At 72.5% G+C, this 14,071-nt stretch carries 15 protein-coding genes and 1 pseudogene; 11 read left to right on the forward strand and 5 right to left on the reverse strand.

All coding sequences use genetic code 11. The features are described 5' to 3' along the window. From GWI24_RS28115 to GWI24_RS28140, 6 genes and pseudogenes are all read left to right on the forward strand, one after another. Positions 1-677 (forward strand): annotated as a pseudogene (locus tag GWI24_RS28115) (lytic transglycosylase); the annotation flags it as partial. Between the two features lie 171 nt (positions 678-848). Next, entirely contained in the window at positions 849-983 is a 135-nt protein-coding gene (locus tag GWI24_RS28120) for an SPW_0924 family protein (RefSeq protein WP_210948700.1), read from the forward strand. Positions 984-999: 16 nt separating this feature from the next. Then, positions 1,000-2,022 (forward strand): DUF3068 domain-containing protein, encoded by a 1,023-nt coding sequence (locus tag GWI24_RS28125; protein WP_210948701.1) that lies wholly within the window; start codon positions 1,000-1,002, stop codon positions 2,020-2,022. Positions 2,023-2,031: 9 nt separating this feature from the next. Beyond that, positions 2,032-2,652: a hypothetical protein gene (locus GWI24_RS28130; protein ID WP_247616988.1), complete on the forward strand. Its 621-nt coding sequence runs from the start codon at positions 2,032-2,034 to the stop codon at positions 2,650-2,652. A gap of 96 nt (positions 2,653-2,748) precedes the next feature. Beyond that, positions 2,749-2,967, forward strand: coding sequence for a hypothetical protein (locus GWI24_RS28135; protein ID WP_020872172.1), 219 nt, complete (start codon positions 2,749-2,751; stop codon positions 2,965-2,967). 23 nt (positions 2,968-2,990) lie between these two features. After that, positions 2,991-3,341: a hypothetical protein gene (locus GWI24_RS28140; protein ID WP_241787596.1), complete on the forward strand. Its 351-nt coding sequence runs from the start codon at positions 2,991-2,993 to the stop codon at positions 3,339-3,341. 642 nt (positions 3,342-3,983) lie between these two features. Here GWI24_RS28140 and GWI24_RS28145 read toward each other — a convergent pair. Together GWI24_RS28145 and GWI24_RS28150 are read right to left on the reverse strand one after the other, a co-directional pair. Further along, positions 3,984-6,713 carry an ATP-dependent RNA helicase gene (locus GWI24_RS28145; protein WP_210948703.1) on the reverse strand — a complete coding sequence of 910 codons (2,730 nt, stop codon included), beginning with the start codon at positions 6,711-6,713 and terminating at the stop codon, positions 3,984-3,986. Continuing rightward, positions 6,710-7,612: a class I SAM-dependent methyltransferase gene (locus GWI24_RS28150; RefSeq protein WP_210948704.1), complete on the reverse strand. Its 903-nt coding sequence runs from the start codon at positions 7,610-7,612 to the stop codon at positions 6,710-6,712. The genes GWI24_RS28145 and GWI24_RS28150 overlap by 4 nt, the downstream gene beginning before the upstream one ends. Positions 7,613-7,978: 366 nt before the next feature. Here GWI24_RS28150 and rpsA point away from each other — a divergent pair, with 366 nt between their 5' ends. Then, positions 7,979-9,481 carry a 30S ribosomal protein S1 gene (gene rpsA, locus GWI24_RS28155; RefSeq protein ID WP_198269349.1) on the forward strand — a complete coding sequence of 501 codons (1,503 nt, stop codon included), beginning with the start codon at positions 7,979-7,981 and terminating at the stop codon, positions 9,479-9,481. A gap of 62 nt (positions 9,482-9,543) precedes the next feature. On the opposite strand, the gene GWI24_RS28160 is transcribed toward rpsA, so the two are convergent. Continuing rightward, complete coding sequence (locus tag GWI24_RS28160) at positions 9,544-10,005, reverse strand: hypothetical protein (protein ID WP_210948705.1); 462 nt, start codon at positions 10,003-10,005, stop codon at positions 9,544-9,546. Between the two features lie 313 nt (positions 10,006-10,318). On the opposite strand from GWI24_RS28160, the gene GWI24_RS28165 reads away from it, so the two are divergent. From GWI24_RS28165 to GWI24_RS28175, 3 genes are all read left to right on the forward strand, one after another. Continuing rightward, complete coding sequence (locus GWI24_RS28165) at positions 10,319-11,263, forward strand: PAC2 family protein (RefSeq protein ID WP_210948706.1); 945 nt, start codon at positions 10,319-10,321, stop codon at positions 11,261-11,263. Between the two features lie 38 nt (positions 11,264-11,301). Beyond that, entirely contained in the window at positions 11,302-11,910 is a 609-nt protein-coding gene (gene coaE, locus GWI24_RS28170) for a dephospho-CoA kinase (RefSeq protein ID WP_210948707.1), read from the forward strand. A 222-nt stretch (positions 11,911-12,132) separates the two neighbouring features. After that, positions 12,133-12,513 (forward strand): tetratricopeptide repeat protein, encoded by a 381-nt coding sequence (locus GWI24_RS28175; RefSeq protein WP_210948708.1) that lies wholly within the window; start codon positions 12,133-12,135, stop codon positions 12,511-12,513. 304 nt (positions 12,514-12,817) lie between these two features. On the opposite strand, the gene GWI24_RS28180 is transcribed toward GWI24_RS28175, so the two are convergent. Then, complete coding sequence (locus tag GWI24_RS28180) at positions 12,818-13,024, reverse strand: hypothetical protein (protein WP_210948709.1); 207 nt, start codon at positions 13,022-13,024, stop codon at positions 12,818-12,820. Positions 13,025-13,217: 193 nt separating this feature from the next. Continuing rightward, positions 13,218-13,523, reverse strand: coding sequence for a DUF6343 family protein (locus GWI24_RS28185; protein ID WP_210948710.1), 306 nt, complete (start codon positions 13,521-13,523; stop codon positions 13,218-13,220). 144 nt (positions 13,524-13,667) lie between these two features. Here GWI24_RS28185 and GWI24_RS28190 point away from each other — a divergent pair. Then, on the forward strand, positions 13,668-14,071 hold a 404-nt coding region (locus GWI24_RS28190), incomplete at its 3' end, for an ADP-ribosylglycohydrolase family protein (protein ID WP_210948711.1).

A 14,071-nucleotide genomic window follows, 5' to 3' on the forward strand; every position in this document is an offset into this window, starting at 1 on the left:
TCGGCGCGAAGGAGCTGTCCACCACCGCGGGCACCGGGTTCGACCGGTCGCCGCGCGTCAAGGCCGTGGACACCGCGGGCAAGCCGGTGGCCGGTGCCCGGGTGCGGTACGAGATCCTCGGCGACACCGACACGCGCTTCCACGGCCTGGTCAAGTCCGCCACCGTGCTGACCGCCGCCGATGGCACCGCCACCGCGCCGAAGCTGCTCGCGGGCGAGAAGACCGGCACCTTCACCGTGCGCGCCACCGCCGTGGGGCGGGAGGCCGCCCCGGTCGAGTTCACCGCCACCGTCAAGGCCCGGCCCGTGCCGCAGGCCGACGCGCTGGCCCGGATCGGCGACAAGAAGCTCACGGCCCGGACCGGCGCCTCCTTCGCCGACGCGCTCACCGTCAAGGCCACCAACAAGGGCAAGATCATGGCGGATGTCCCGGTGACCGCCACCATGATCACCTCGGCGAAGGACCCGATCCCCAACGACAAGGGGCCCTACTTCCTGGACGACAAGGGCAAGCCGGTGCGCACCCTGGCCGCCCTGAAGACCAACGACCTCGGCCAGCTCACGCTGCCGAAGATCCTCACCGATGACCAGGCGGGCACCTTCCTGCTCCGCCTCACCGCCGAGGGCGGCGCCGTCCTGGACATCGAGCTGACGGTCACCCAGGCCCCCGCCTCGTAGCCAAGCGCCCCTCACACGGTCCGCCGCACCGCCCCTGAGCCCCCACCGGGCCCAGGGGCGGTGTGACGCTTTCACGCCTTCGTGTTCTCATCTGCGCCCCCCGTTGCTACGGTGCCCCATCCCTGACGAAGCGTCAGGCAGCGCCTCGTACCGACCACGAGGAGGCCCCGTATGCGCGCTCTCGTCGCCGCCGCGATCGGACTCGCCGCCGCCCTCGCCATCGTCCTCACGATGACGGCCATCGGCGCCCCCAGCGGTGAGACCTCCCCGGAACCCCTGCTCACCACCGTCCCCAAGCACCCCTGAGGGAGGGACATCCGCCATGCGCCGCAGAGCAAGCCTGGTGCTGCTGGCCTTCGCCGTCTTCTTCGCCGCCCTCGCGCCGCTGCTGCGCTGGTACGCCTATCCCCGGCTGGCCAGGATTCCGCCCAGTGAGTACCAGACGGCCGTGATGGAGGCCAGTCCGGCCACGCTGCTCGACTACGGCACCATGAAGCCCCGCACCGTTCCCAAGGTCAGCATCGTGCAGACCCTGCGTGGCAATGTGCCCGCCGCGAAGAAGGTCGGGAAGGCGACCGGGCGCGATGTCGTCGTCTGGGACACCCTGTCGTATGTGGCCGGGCCCGACGGCAAGATGGTCTCCAAGATCCCCGAGCGCTATGTCTTCGACGCCCACTCCCAGGACCCGGTGCACGCGGGCGGTGAACATGTCGACGGGGACGCGGTGCGCCGCGACGGCATCGAGTACAAGTGGCCGTTCCTCACCGAGAAGCGCGACTACCGCTACTTCGACGCCCAGACCCGCACCTCCGCCCCCATCCACTACAAGGGCACCCGCGACTTCCGCGGCCTGGAGGTCTACTACTTCGAGCAGACCATCCCCTGGACCAAGGTGCCGCTGCCCAAGACCATGCCGGTCAACGGCGTCACCCCCGAGACCGTCCGCAAGGCCGGCACCTCCCGCTGGTACAGCACCAAGCGGATGTTCTGGGTCGAGCCCACCACGGGCGCCCCGGTCAATGGGCAGGAGATCCACAAGGAGGAGCTGCGCGGCGGCACGCTGCTGGGCGACCGCGACCGGGTGACCGTCTTCTCCGGCCATGTGAAGATGCGCGAGGACTACATCCGGCACACGGTGGACATGGTCAAGTCCCAGCGCCAGCTGGTCCTGCTGCTCACGGCCTATCTGCCGTGGGGCTTCCTGATCCTCGGGCTGGCCCTGCTCGCGCTCGCGCTGCTGCTGGAGGCGCGCGGGCGCGCGGCGCGCCCGCCGTCGGCCCCGGCGGCGCCGACCGCGTTGTCAGTGGGTAGCGTGGGCCCCCGCGTTGTCAGTGGCGGGCCGTAGCGTATGACCATGCCAGTGAACAGCTGCGTCCCCGGCCCCGAACTCATCGGCCACATCGCCGACTTGGCACGCCTGGAGTGGGACCCGGGCGCCACGGCGGCCGCCGCGAAGCGCTTCGGCTGGGTGCCCGACGGCTCCCGCACGTCGTCCTACGCCACCAACACCGGGCACTATGTCCTCCCGGAATGGTTCGGCGGGCCCGACGACGCCGACACCGAATGCATGATCCCGTTCTGTTACTACTACGAACCGGACGACTTCGACGCGGAATTGCAGGCCGACGGGCTCAGCGGCAATGTCGACTGGCTCGCCGAGTACCACTCCGGCGACCCCGGCTGGGTCTTCGACCGCGAGGCCGGCCGCTCCGGCTTCGACGGCCGGTGGCGCGCCGCCGTGGACGCCCTCAGCGAGCGCCTGGGCGAGCCGGAGACCGTGGTGCGGGACGAGAAGGGCGACCACCCGTGGAACTACGCGGCATGGCGCTGCGGCGGCAATGCGGTGGTGGTCGGCCAGTGCGTCGACAACGGCTCGTACATGACCTTCGAGCAGGCGCTCATATGGGTCGGGCCGCACCCCGTGGACGAGCCGTTCCCGACGGGGGAGCAGTTCGCCCTGAGGCTGGAGTGCTGAGCGGCGCGGCCGTCGCGTCAACTTCCGTCCTCGCGATTCGCTCGTGGTGGCCAAGCCGGTAGTGATCAGGGTACGGGCGTGGCTAGCATGCCGCCCATGCCTGGCATCACGATTGAGTTCACCGAGCAGGAACTGGCCGAGCTGCGTGCCGAGGCGAGGGAGAAGGGCGTCGCGATCAAGCGGCTGGCGCACGACATACTGACCGAGGACGTGGTGCGGCGGCGTCAGAAGCAGCGCTTCGTCGAGGGCGCCGTGAAGTTCGCCCTGGCCTACAAGGCCGAGTTCGAGCGGGAGTTCCCGCACGGCATGCGGTGATCCTGTACGTCGATGCCGGTTGGGTGCTGAACGTCCAGGTCGAGGTCTCCCCGGTGAACACCCCGGTCCGGGACTGGGGTGCGCTGCACTGCATGACCGAGCGCCACCGCTACGAGCGGTTCGCGGGCGAGCCCTACTACGAGGAGGCCGCCGCCCGCGCCGCGACCTTTCTGCACACCTCACTGATCCTCGAACCGTTCTCCGACTACAACGCCACGATCGGCGCGGCCTGCGCGCAGATGTACATGGAGGAGTCCGGAGAGCCGATCGCGCCCCCGCCGGGCGCCATGGTCAAACTGGTCCGCGACATACGGGAGATCAGCGGCTTCCGCCTCGGCGAAACCGCCCGCCGCCTACGCGCCTGGGCCGACTGACACCGGCACTGATGCGCTGCGCGGCTCGCTGGACCCCGGGTTTCCTATTGCGTCCCGCGGCTCGCGGCGCCGTGCGTTTCCTTCTACGTCCCGCGGCGCACCACGCGTGCGACCCACCGCGCCGCGCGGCCCGCCTCCGCCCGTGGCCTACGGCGTCCCCGCGTCATACTGCGCCGCGTGGCCCACTGCCTCTGCACCGCGCGTCCTCTGAGCGCCGCGCACCCCTTGAGCGGCGCGGTCTCCTGAGCGGCGCGGGCCACTTGGGTGCGTGCCCTAGTGTCCCGCGTCGTACGGCGTCCCGTCGTCCCCACTGCCTCCCGCTGTCCCACTGCGCCGCGTGGTCTCCTGAGCGGCGCGGGCCACTTGGGCGCGTGCCTTAGTGTCCCGCGTCGTACGGCGTCCCGTCGTCCCCGCTGCGTCCCGTGGCCTACCGCCTCCCGCTGTCCCACTGTGCCGCGCGTCCTCTGAGCGCCGCGCACCCCTTGAGCGGCGCGGCCTCCTGAGCGGCGCGGGCCACTTGGGTGCGTGCCCCAGTGCCCCGCGTCCTACGGCGCGTCCCGTCGTCCCACTGCGCCCGCGTGGCGCACCGCGCACCGCTACCCACTGAGCGCTAGCGGTCGTGCGGCCGCTCGGCCGCATCGCTCAGCGGCGGGTGTTGGTGCGGCGGGTTGGTTCGGCCGTGGTCGGGTCCTCGGGCCATGGGTGCTTGGGGTATCGGCCGCGCAGTTCGGCGCGGACCGAGCGGTAGCCGTCCTTCCAGAAGGACGCCAGATCGGCGGTGACCGCGGCCGGGCGTCCCGCCGGGGACAGCAGGTGGATCAGCAGCGGCACCCGGCCGCCCGCGATCCGGGGGGCCTCCTGCCAGCCGAACAGCTCCTGCAGCTTCACCGCCAGCACGGGCCGGTCCGCGCCGTAGTCCACCCGCACCCGCGAGCCGCTCGGCACCTCGATCCGCTCCGGCGCCAGCTCTGCGAACCGCGCGGCCTCGCCCGTGGCCCATGGCATCAGCCGGGCCAGCGCCTGTCCGGCGTCCACCCGTCCCAGGTCGGCGCGCCCGCGGGCCCGGGCCAGCTCCGTCCCGAGCCAGTCGTCCGCCCGGTCCAGCAGCGCCTCGTCGGCGACATCCGGCCAGGCCCCGCCCAGCTCCCGGTGGAGGAACGCCATCCGCTGCCGGACCGCCGTGGCCTGCGCCGACCAGCGCAGCAGCCCCATGCCCTCGCGGCGCAGCCCCTCCAGCAGCGCCTGCCGTACCGGCTCCGGATCGGGGTCGGTCAGCGGCCGGGACACCAGCTCGATCGCGCCGAGCCGGACCACCCGGCGCGCCAGGACATCCCCGTCCGCCCAGCGCACCTCCTCGCCCTCCGAGGCCAGCGCCGCGGCGGCCGCCCGGACGGTGTCCTCGTCGGTCACCGCCGCGAGCCGTACCCGCGCCGACGCGGAGGCCACCGGCCGGTCCGCGACGGCCACCGCGAGCCACGGCGCCCCGCCCAGCCGCGAGCCGTCACCCAGCTCCGCGCCCGTCCCGGCGGCCATGAGGTACGCCCGCTCGCCGCGCCGCCGGGCCACCCGCTCCGGGAACGCCAGCGCGGCCATCAGCCCCGCCACGGCATCGTCGCCGTGCGGACCGCCACCGCCGTGTGCCGGACCGCCACCGCCGTGTGCCGGACCGCCACCGCCGTGTGCCGGGCCGCCACTGCTGTGCGCCGGACCATCACCGCCGCGTAGATCGCCGCCGTGCCCCGGACCGTCTCCGCCCCGGGCCCTGCCCCGTCGTGCGCTTGCCTCGGCGGTCAGGGCGTGTTCGAGCCGCCGGGCCTCCTGGCGCCAGCGGGCGGCGTAGGGGTCGCCGCCGTGGCGGGCGGTGCGCCAGGCGGCGGCGAGGTCGTCGCCGTACTCCCTCGGGGGCTCCTCGCTCAACAGGGCCACCACCTCGGCCGCCCGGCGCGCGCCGACCTCCTTCGCGCCGTCGATGAGCGCCCGCGCGAGGCGGGGGTGGAGGCCGAGGCGGGCCATCCGGGTGCCGCGTTCGGTGGCCCGTCCTGCGGCGTCCACGGCGCCGATCGCGGTCAGCGTCTCGCGCGCGGCCGCCATCGCCCCGGCGGGCGGCGGATCCAGCAGGGCCAGCCCAGTGGCGTCCGGATCGCCCCAGCACGCCGTCTGCAACGCGAAAGCCGTAAGGTCCGCACCGGCGATCTCCGGGGACGGGAAACGCGGCAGCCGGGCGTCCTCCGCCTCCGGCCAGCAGCGGTAGACCACCCCGGGCGCCTCGCGCCCCGCACGGCCCGCGCGCTGCCGGGCGGCGGCCCGTGACGCCCTTACGGTCGTCAGCGCGCTCAGCCCGCGTGCGTGGTCCATCCGGGGCTCACGCGCCAGCCCGCAGTCCACGACGATCCGCACGCCCGGCACGGTCAGGCTCGACTCGGCGACCGAGGTGGCCAGCACCACCCGCCGCCGCCCGCCGTCCGCGCCCGCGAGCACCGCCTCCTGTACGGCGGCGGGCGCCCGCCCGTGCACCTGCAGGATCTCCGCGTCGGTGAGCCCGCCCAGCTTCCCGGCCACCCGGGCGATCTCCCCGACGCCGGGCAGGAAGCAGAGCACATCGCCCTCCCGCTCGCGCAGCGCCCGCCGCACCACGGCCGCGACATGGTCCAGCAGGGCGGGGTCCACCCGCATCCCGTGCGGCGGCCTTACGGGGCGCTCGGGCGGCGCCCACACCACCTCCACCGGATGGGAGACCCCCGGCGCCGAGACGACCGGCGCGGGCTCCCCAGGGCCGTCCCCGGGGTCCGTCCCGCCATCGCTGCCATCGCCGCCATCCCCGCCGTCGCCGAGCAGCCGTGCCCAGCCCTCCGCGTCCGTGGTCGCCGAGGCGGCGATCAGCCGGAGGTCGGGGCGCAGGGCGGCCCGGACGTCCAGCAGAAAGGCGGCGGCAGTGTCCGCGTCCAGATGGCGCTCATGGCATTCGTCGAGCACGACCACATCGACGCCGGCCAGCTCCTGATCGCGTTGCAGCCGCTGCACCAGCACCCCGGTCGTGACCACCTCGACCACGGTCCCGGGCCCGGCCTGCCGCTCCCCGCGCACGGTGAAGCCGACCCTGCCGCCCGGTCGCTCGCCCAGCAGCCACGCCATCCGCCGCGCGGCGGCCCGTGCCGCGATCCGCCGCGGCTCGGCCACCAGCACCCGCCGCACCGGTCCGCCGCCCACCAGCCCGGCGAGCACCAGCGGCACCAGCGTCGTCTTACCGGTCCCCGGGGGCGCGCACAGCACGGCGACCCCGCGGTCGTCGAGCGCGCGCAGCAGCTCGGGCAGGGCTTCGCGTACGGGAAGGCGGTCCAGGGCCTCGGCGCGCGCGTCCGCGGGGTTGGTCAACGCTCGCCTCGGTCCCGCTCGCACACGAAGATCGCCGTGCCCGGGATGAGGTTCCCCCGCAAGGGGGACCAGCCGCCCCACTCCTGGTGGTTCCACGCGGGCCACTCCGGCTCGATCAGGTCGACCAGCCGGAAGCCCCCGGCCACCACGTCCCGCACCCGGTCGCCCAGCGTCCGGTGGTGCTCCACATAGACGGCCCGGCCCGACTCGTCCTGCTCCACATAGGGCGTGCGGTCGAAGTAGGAGGCGGCGACGGACAGCCCCTCGGGCCCCGGCTCGTCCGGGAACGCCCAGCGCATCGGATGCGTCACCGAGAAGACCCACCGCCCGCCCGGCCGCAGCACCCGGCGCACCTCGCGCATCACCCGCACCGGCTCGGCCACGAACGGCACCGCCCCGTACGCCGAGCACGCCAGGTCGAACGAGCCGTCCCGGAAGGGCAGGGCCGTGGCGTCGGCCTGCACCAGCGCCACCCCGGCCGCGTCGCCGCCCCGGGAGGTCCCGGAGACCCCTGAGGTCCCGGAGACCGCCGCCTCCGCGTCGATCCGCCGCGCGTGCCGCAGCTGCCGGTGGGAAAGGTCCAGCGCCACCGGCCGCGCCCCCTGGGCGGCCAGCCAGCGGGCGCACTGCGCGGCGCCCGCGCCCACCTCCAGCACATCGCGCCCCTTGAGCGCCTCCACCGGGCCCAGCAGCCCGGCCTCCGCCTCGTCCAGCCCCTCGGGGCCCCATATGAACCGGTCGTCGCCCAGGAAGGCGCCGTGCTCCTCCTGGTACTCGTCCGCGTTGCGGTCCCACCACCCCCGGCTGGCCCGGCTGCTCTCCGCCGTGTCGGCGATCCTGCGGGTGGCCGTCGGCTCGGCGGCCTCCTCAGGGGTGCTGGGCTCGTGTTCTTGGACCATCGCGCGCGTCGTCGTACTCTCTGTATCGACCTGTGGCTGCGGGGCACGGTGAGAACCGCGTCGCAGTACGGACCATGCAATTTGCCGGGTTCCGGGGGTTATTCCCCGCGTGTGCTCTTCGTGCATTGACCATGCCCGGCTGCCCCCGTATGCTACAAGTTGCGCTGCGGGCCTGTGCGCCTCGGACGGAGCAGGCCGCGCTCGCATCTGTTGTATGTCCCCTCGGTTGTCGAGGCGCTCGCGCTTTTCGATCCCTGAAATCGGAAAGATTCGGCGTCTCCAAGGCTGTCCGGCTTCGGCAGTGCGATAAGGGTCCCGGCGTAGCAGTACCTACGACTTCATGTCCGTACCGGAGCCCTTTTCCACATGACGAGCAGCACCGAGGCAACCCGCACCACCCCGCAGGTGGCGGTCAACGACATCGGTTCCGAGGAAGCCTTCCTCGCCGCGATCGACGAGACGATCAAGTACTTCAACGACGGCGACATCGTCGACGGCGTCATCGTGAAGGTCGACCGGGACGAGGTCCTGCTCGACATTGGTTACAAGACCGAAGGCGTCATCCCCTCTCGCGAACTGTCGATCAAGCACGACGTCGACCCCAATGAGGTCGTCGCCGTCGGCGACGAGATCGAGGCCCTCGTCCTCCAGAAGGAGGACAAGGAAGGCCGACTGATCCTCTCGAAGAAGCGCGCCCAGTACGAGCGCGCCTGGGGCACCATCGAGAAGATCAAGGAAGAGGACGGGATCGTCACCGGTACCGTCATCGAGGTCGTCAAGGGTGGTCTCATCCTCGACATCGGCCTCCGTGGCTTCCTCCCCGCCTCCCTGGTGGAGATGCGCCGCGTCCGCGACCTGCAGCCCTACGTGGGCAAGGAGCTCGAGGCGAAGATCATCGAGCTCGACAAGAACCGCAACAACGTGGTCCTGTCCCGCCGCGCCTGGCTGGAGCAGACCCAGAGCGAGGTCCGCCAGACCTTCCTCACCACCCTCCAGAAGGGCCAGGTGCGCTCCGGCGTCGTCTCCTCCATCGTCAACTTCGGTGCGTTCGTGGACCTGGGCGGCGTCGACGGTCTCGTCCACGTCTCGGAGCTGTCCTGGAAGCACATCGACCACCCCTCCGAGGTCGTCGAGGTCGGCCAGGAGGTCACGGTCGAGGTCCTGGACGTCGACATGGACCGCGAGCGCGTCTCCCTGTCGCTCAAGGCGACCCAGGAGGACCCGTGGCAGCAGTTCGCCCGGACCCACCAGATCGGTCAGGTCGTCCCGGGTAAGGTCACCAAGCTCGTGCCGTTCGGTGCGTTCGTCCGCGTGGACGAGGGCATCGAGGGTCTGGTCCACATCTCCGAGCTGGCCGAGCGCCACGTGGAGATCCCGGAGCAGGTCGTCCAGGTCAACGACGAGATCTTCGTCAAGGTCATCGACATCGACCTCGAGCGCCGCCGCATCAGCCTCTCGCTGAAGCAGGCCAACGAGTCCTTCGGTGCCGACCCGTCCGCGGTCGAGTTCGACCCGACCCTGTACGGCATGGCCGCGTCCTACGACGACCAGGGCAACTACATCTACCCCGAGGGCTTCGACCCCGAGGCCAACGACTGGCTCGAGGGCTACGAGAAGCAGCGCGAGGAGTGGGAGCGCCAGTACGCCGAGGCGCAGCAGCGCTTCGAGCAGCACCAGGCGCAGGTCATCAAGTCCCGGGAGGCCGACGAGCAGGCCGCTGCCGAGGCGGGCAACGCCGCCCCGGCTCCGGGCGGGCAGGCGGCCGGCGGCGGTTCGTACTCCTCGGAGTCGGCCGACAACTCCGGCGCCCTGGCCTCGGACGAGGCGCTGGCCGCGCTCCGCGAGAAGCTGGCCGGCGGCCAGAGCTGACCAGCCGCCGCTAGTCGGCACCAGCTGAGCAGGTAAGGCCCGCTCCCCCTGGGGAGCGGGCCTTACGCATGCCCGTGGCGCCGCACGCTGACCGAAACGGAGTCCACGGTCACGCCCCGGGCGCCGTCGATCCTGATGCCCTCCTTGGCGCCGTGGACCGTGATCCCCCTGACGGTCCAGTACGAGGCGCCGTTCAGCCGCAGCCCATAGCCGCCGCTCGCGGTGAGGACCGCCTTCGAGGAGCCGGTGAGGGTGATCCGCGAGCCGGAGGTGCCGGAGGCGGTGATCTCGAAGCTGCCGTGGTACCTGCCGTCGGCGAGCCGGATCGTATCGCCGGGCCGGGCCCCGGCGAGGGCTTCCCTGAGCCCGTCCGTGTCATCGACGGAGATCGGGACGGCGGTGGCGGCGGGGGCCTCCCGCCCGGTCATGCCCGCCGCCATCAGCCCGCCGGTGGCGATCAGTCCGGTGGCGATGGCGGTGAGGAGGGTGCGTAATCGGGTGGGAGTGCGGCCGGGGGAGTGCATGGGAGACTGCCTTCCTGTGCCGTGGCCAGAGGTGAACACGCTGGGTTCTGGTCAGTGAACGCCCGATGACATGATGAACCGCTGACGGCTGGCGAAGATAGGTGTGCCGCATATGCGCGTCAACCCCGCGACGTGCGCCGACGTCGAGATCGGGCCGCCTTCCGTCCGCCCCGGTGGGCCGTTGGGAACGCCGCCCAAGTGGGCCCCTCGGAGACGGGGTTCGGGGCCGCTCGGCCATCGAGGATCCCGCCCGGGGAATGCCCCCGCCCCCGTTCGGTGTTCTTGCGAGCGAACACGAGGAGGAGCGGTCACAGTGCATGATCCGCAGGAGTTGTACGCATGGGAACCGAGCGGGCTGGCGGAGGTCGACGCGATAGCCTCGCGGGACTCGGCCGGGCTGGTGCTGCTGTACCACTTCGACGGCTATATCGACGCCGGCGAGACCGGGGACCAGATCGTGGAGCGGCTGCTCGACGGCCTGCCGCGCAAGGTGGTCGCGCGTTTCGACCATGACCGGCTGGTCGACTACCGGGCCCGTCGGCCCCTGCTGACCTTCCAGCGCGACCGGTGGACGGCCTACGAGACCCCGAAGATCGAGCTGCATCTGGTGCGCGACGCGACCGCGGCTCCGTTCCTGCTGCTCACCGGGCCGGAGCCGGATGTGGAGTGGGAGCGGTTCGCGGCGGCGGTGCGCCAGATGGTCGAGCGGCTGGGCGTGCGGCTCGCGGTGAACTTCCACGGCATCCCGATGGGCGTGCCGCACACCCGGCCGGTCGGCATCACCCCGCACGGCAATCGCACCGATCTGATGCCCGGTCATCGGGGCTACTTCGACGAGGCCCAAGTGCCCGGCAGCGCCGAATCCCTGATCGAGTACCGGCTCGCCGAGGCGGGTCGCGATGTGCTCGGCGTCGCCGCGCATGTGCCGCACTATCTGGCCCGGTCGGCCTATCCGGACGCGGCGCTCACCGCGCTGGAGGCCATCACGGCGGCCACCGGTCTGGTGCTGCCGGGGCCGACGCACGCCTTGCGCAACGAGGCCCTCAGGACGCAGGAGGAGATCGAGCGGCAGATCTCGGAGGGCGACGAGGAACTGGTCGCGCTCGTCCGGGGCCTCGAGCACCAGTACGACGCGGTGGCCGGGGCCGAGAGCCGCGGCAATCTGGTCGCGGAGCCGGCCGAGCTGCCCTCGGCGGATGAACTGGGCGCGGAGTTCGAACGGTTCCTCGCCGAGCGCGAGGGCGACGGCGGAGCCTGACCGATGACCCCACCGGCGCGCCGTATAGCGTGGGCCCCATGCTGAACCTGGGGCTCACGGGCGGAATCGGCGCGGGCAAGAGCGAGGTCTCACGGATCCTGACCTCATTGGGAGCGGTGCTGATCGACTCGGATCGGATCGCTCGCGAGGTGGTCGAGCCGGGCACGCCGGGACTGGCCGCCGTGGTCGCCGAGTTCGGCCCCGAGGTGCTGACCGCCGACGGCAGTCTGGACCGGCCCAGGCTCGGCGGGATCGTCTTCACCGACCCGGAGCGGCTGAGCGCGCTGAACGCGATCATCCACCCGCTGGTCCGGGACCGCTCCGCCGAACTCCAGGCGGCGGCCGCTGCTGATGCCGTGGTCGTCCATGACGTCCCTCTCCTGGCCGAGAACAAGCTGGCGCCGCTCTACGACCTGGTCATGGTCGTGGACGCCACGCCCGAGACCCAGCTGGACCGGCTGGTGCGGCTGCGCGGCATGGCCGAGGACGAGGCGCGGGCCCGGATGGAGGCGCAGGCCACCCGCGCGGAACGGCTGGCGATCGCCGATGTCGTGATCGACAACAATGGCCCGATCGAGGCGCTGGAGCCGCAGGTCAGAAAGGTCTGGGCGGACCTGGTGCAGCGGGCGGCCGCCACGGAGGGCTGAGCGGGGGCGCGGTGCGCGCGGAGCGTTACGGGGCTGAGCCGGGGCGGGGCGCGCCGAGCCGGGGCGCGGCGCGGAGCGTGCGGCGGCCCGTGGCGGGGAATGCGGCGTGCGGGGTGATTGTTGTGCACCCCGTAGCGAACGATCATCCGTGACGGTTCATCCCATCCCCTCACTCCATCCACCGCCTCACCACCGAGTACGTACCCGGGGAAGGAAACGGCTGTGCCCGAGCCCACGCCCGAGACCCACGTCATCGACTTCCGCGCCGCGGAGCACCTGCTCGCCGCCCGAGATCCACGGGGCGCCGTGAAGCTGCTCGACTCGGTCATCAGCGCCCACCCCGAGAACACGGCGGCCCGGCTGCTCCGGGCGCGCGCGTTCTTCGGCGCGGCCCAGCTGCGCTCGGCGGAGCTGGAGTTCCAGCTCGTCCTGGAGCGCGAGCCGGACAACGCGTTCGCGCACTTCGCCCTGGCCCGCACCCTGGAGCGGGCCAACCGCTCGGCCGAGGCCACCCGCCACTTCCGGCTGGCCGCGGCGCTCGATCCGCGCCCGGACTTCGTGGAGGCGGCCCGGTTCGACGAGAAGGGCGGCCGGGACGGCTAGGTCCTGTTCTTCGTGGATCAGCCCGCGGCGTCTGGTGCAGGGGGTACCTCCCAGCGGTAGCCGGGGGAGCATCGCAAGGCGGAAGATCGTCCTCGTACCGGGTCGTACTCGGGCGATCCCGACAACACGGCCGGGGGGCACCTCCCAGCGGTAGCTGGGGCGCCGTGCCAAGCGTCGCGGGCCCGCGAAGATCCGCCGGACAGGGCCTGGACGGGGCGGGCTGAGCCGCGGTGCTCGCCGGGGCCCGCATGTGGCCGTACGCGACGGTGCGCGGCGCCCGTGTCCCCGTGCCCTGCGTCCCCGGTCAGCCCCAGAGGGCGAAGCCGCCGAGGACCACCGCGCCCAGCAGCACCACCCCGCCGAGCCCGAGCGCCACTCCGCGCTGACGGGCGATGTCGTACGGGTCGGCATCCGGTCCCCGCCGCGCCTCCCGCCGCCCGTACGGCTCTCCGGTCCCGGAGAGCATCAGTCCGAGCGCACAGAGCGCGATGCCGATCGCCAGCACCCCCATGACGGCCCCCTGTCGCGGCAGGTACTTAGCAGGTACTGGGCAGTATCCCCCGGAACGCGGCGCTCCCCGCCGTCGATATCCCGTCACCGCCGGAGCGCATGCCCGCCTTACGGCGTCCACGCGCTCCAGGGCGGCGACGCCTCACGGCGCCCACGCTTCAGCGGCGATGCCCTTACGGAGCCCGTCGCCGCCCTTACGGAGCCCGTCGCCTCCCACGGCTCCGCCTGCGCTCGGCGATCGGCGCGTACGGCGGCACATCCCGGCCCGGCTGATAGTGCGGCCCCTGCCGGATGTGCCGGATGACCAGGACGAGGTCGATCAGCGTGACGACGGCGAGCGCCCCGCACGCCGCCGCCCACCCCGGTCGGCCCACGACCGCGAAGGCCACCGTGCCGCCGAGTGTCCAGAGCAGCCCCCACGTGGCCAGTCCCAGCCGCATCCGCAGCGGACTGCGCGCGTGGATCGGTTCATCGCCCGTTCGGATCAGCCGCATCGGCATGGCACCGTATCTCCCGTTTTCGGCTGCTTCCTTACGCTTTCCGCCCTCTCGAATCTACCGCCCGGGGGCGCCCACCGACACCTGAGATCATGTCGTGTGCATCCATACGGGACGGCATGGGACGAGGACAATGAGGAGCTGCCAGTGATCCGCCAGTCATGGGACGAAACGGCCGCCAAGCGGGCCCGGATCCGCGGCTGCCTGCTGGGCGGTGCGATCGGCGACGCCCTCGGCAATCCCATCGAGTTCCTCTCCCTGCGGTCGATCCGCGAGACCCACGGCGCCGCGGGCGTCACCACCCTCGTCCCGGACGGCAGCGGAGTCGTGGGCCGGGTCACCGATGACACCCAGATGACACTCTTCACGGCCGAGGGCCTGATACGGGCCCACGCCAGAACCTCGTCCAAGGGCCTCGAAGGGTCCGAGACCGCCGTCGTCCGCCATGCCTATCTGCGCTGGCTGGACACCCAGAACCACCCCGGGCCGCCGCCCGCCGAGGGCACCGGGGACCTGGTCCGCTCCGGCTGGCTGCGCACCCAGCCCTGGCT

The organism is Streptomyces sp. MK37H (assembly GCF_018035285.1).
GTDB lineage: Bacteria > Actinomycetota > Actinomycetes > Streptomycetales > Streptomycetaceae > Streptomyces > Streptomyces endocoffeicus.

What these genes read in the sequence shown, in the direction of transcription:
- GWI24_RS28120 (WP_210948700.1), top strand. Translation starts at nt 849, where the DNA reads ATGCGCGCTCTCGTCGCCGCCGCGATCGGACTCGCCGCCGCCCTCGCC.
- GWI24_RS28125 (WP_210948701.1), top strand. Translation starts at nt 1,000, where the DNA reads ATGCGCCGCAGAGCAAGCCTGGTGCTGCTGGCCTTCGCCGTCTTCTTC.
- GWI24_RS28130 (WP_247616988.1), top strand. Translation starts at nt 2,032, where the DNA reads ATGCCAGTGAACAGCTGCGTCCCCGGCCCCGAACTCATCGGCCACATC.
- GWI24_RS28135 (WP_020872172.1), top strand. Translation starts at nt 2,749, where the DNA reads ATGCCTGGCATCACGATTGAGTTCACCGAGCAGGAACTGGCCGAGCTG.
- GWI24_RS28150 (WP_210948704.1), bottom strand. Translation starts at nt 7,612, where the DNA reads ATGGTCCAAGAACACGAGCCCAGCACCCCTGAGGAGGCCGCCGAGCCG.
- rpsA (WP_198269349.1), top strand. Translation starts at nt 7,979, where the DNA reads ATGACGAGCAGCACCGAGGCAACCCGCACCACCCCGCAGGTGGCGGTC.
- GWI24_RS28160 (WP_210948705.1), bottom strand. Translation starts at nt 10,005, where the DNA reads ATGCACTCCCCCGGCCGCACTCCCACCCGATTACGCACCCTCCTCACC.
- coaE (WP_210948707.1), top strand. Translation starts at nt 11,302, where the DNA reads ATGCTGAACCTGGGGCTCACGGGCGGAATCGGCGCGGGCAAGAGCGAG.
- GWI24_RS28180 (WP_210948709.1), bottom strand. Translation starts at nt 13,024, where the DNA reads ATGGGGGTGCTGGCGATCGGCATCGCGCTCTGTGCGCTCGGACTGATG.
- GWI24_RS28185 (WP_210948710.1), bottom strand. Translation starts at nt 13,523, where the DNA reads ATGCCGATGCGGCTGATCCGAACGGGCGATGAACCGATCCACGCGCGC.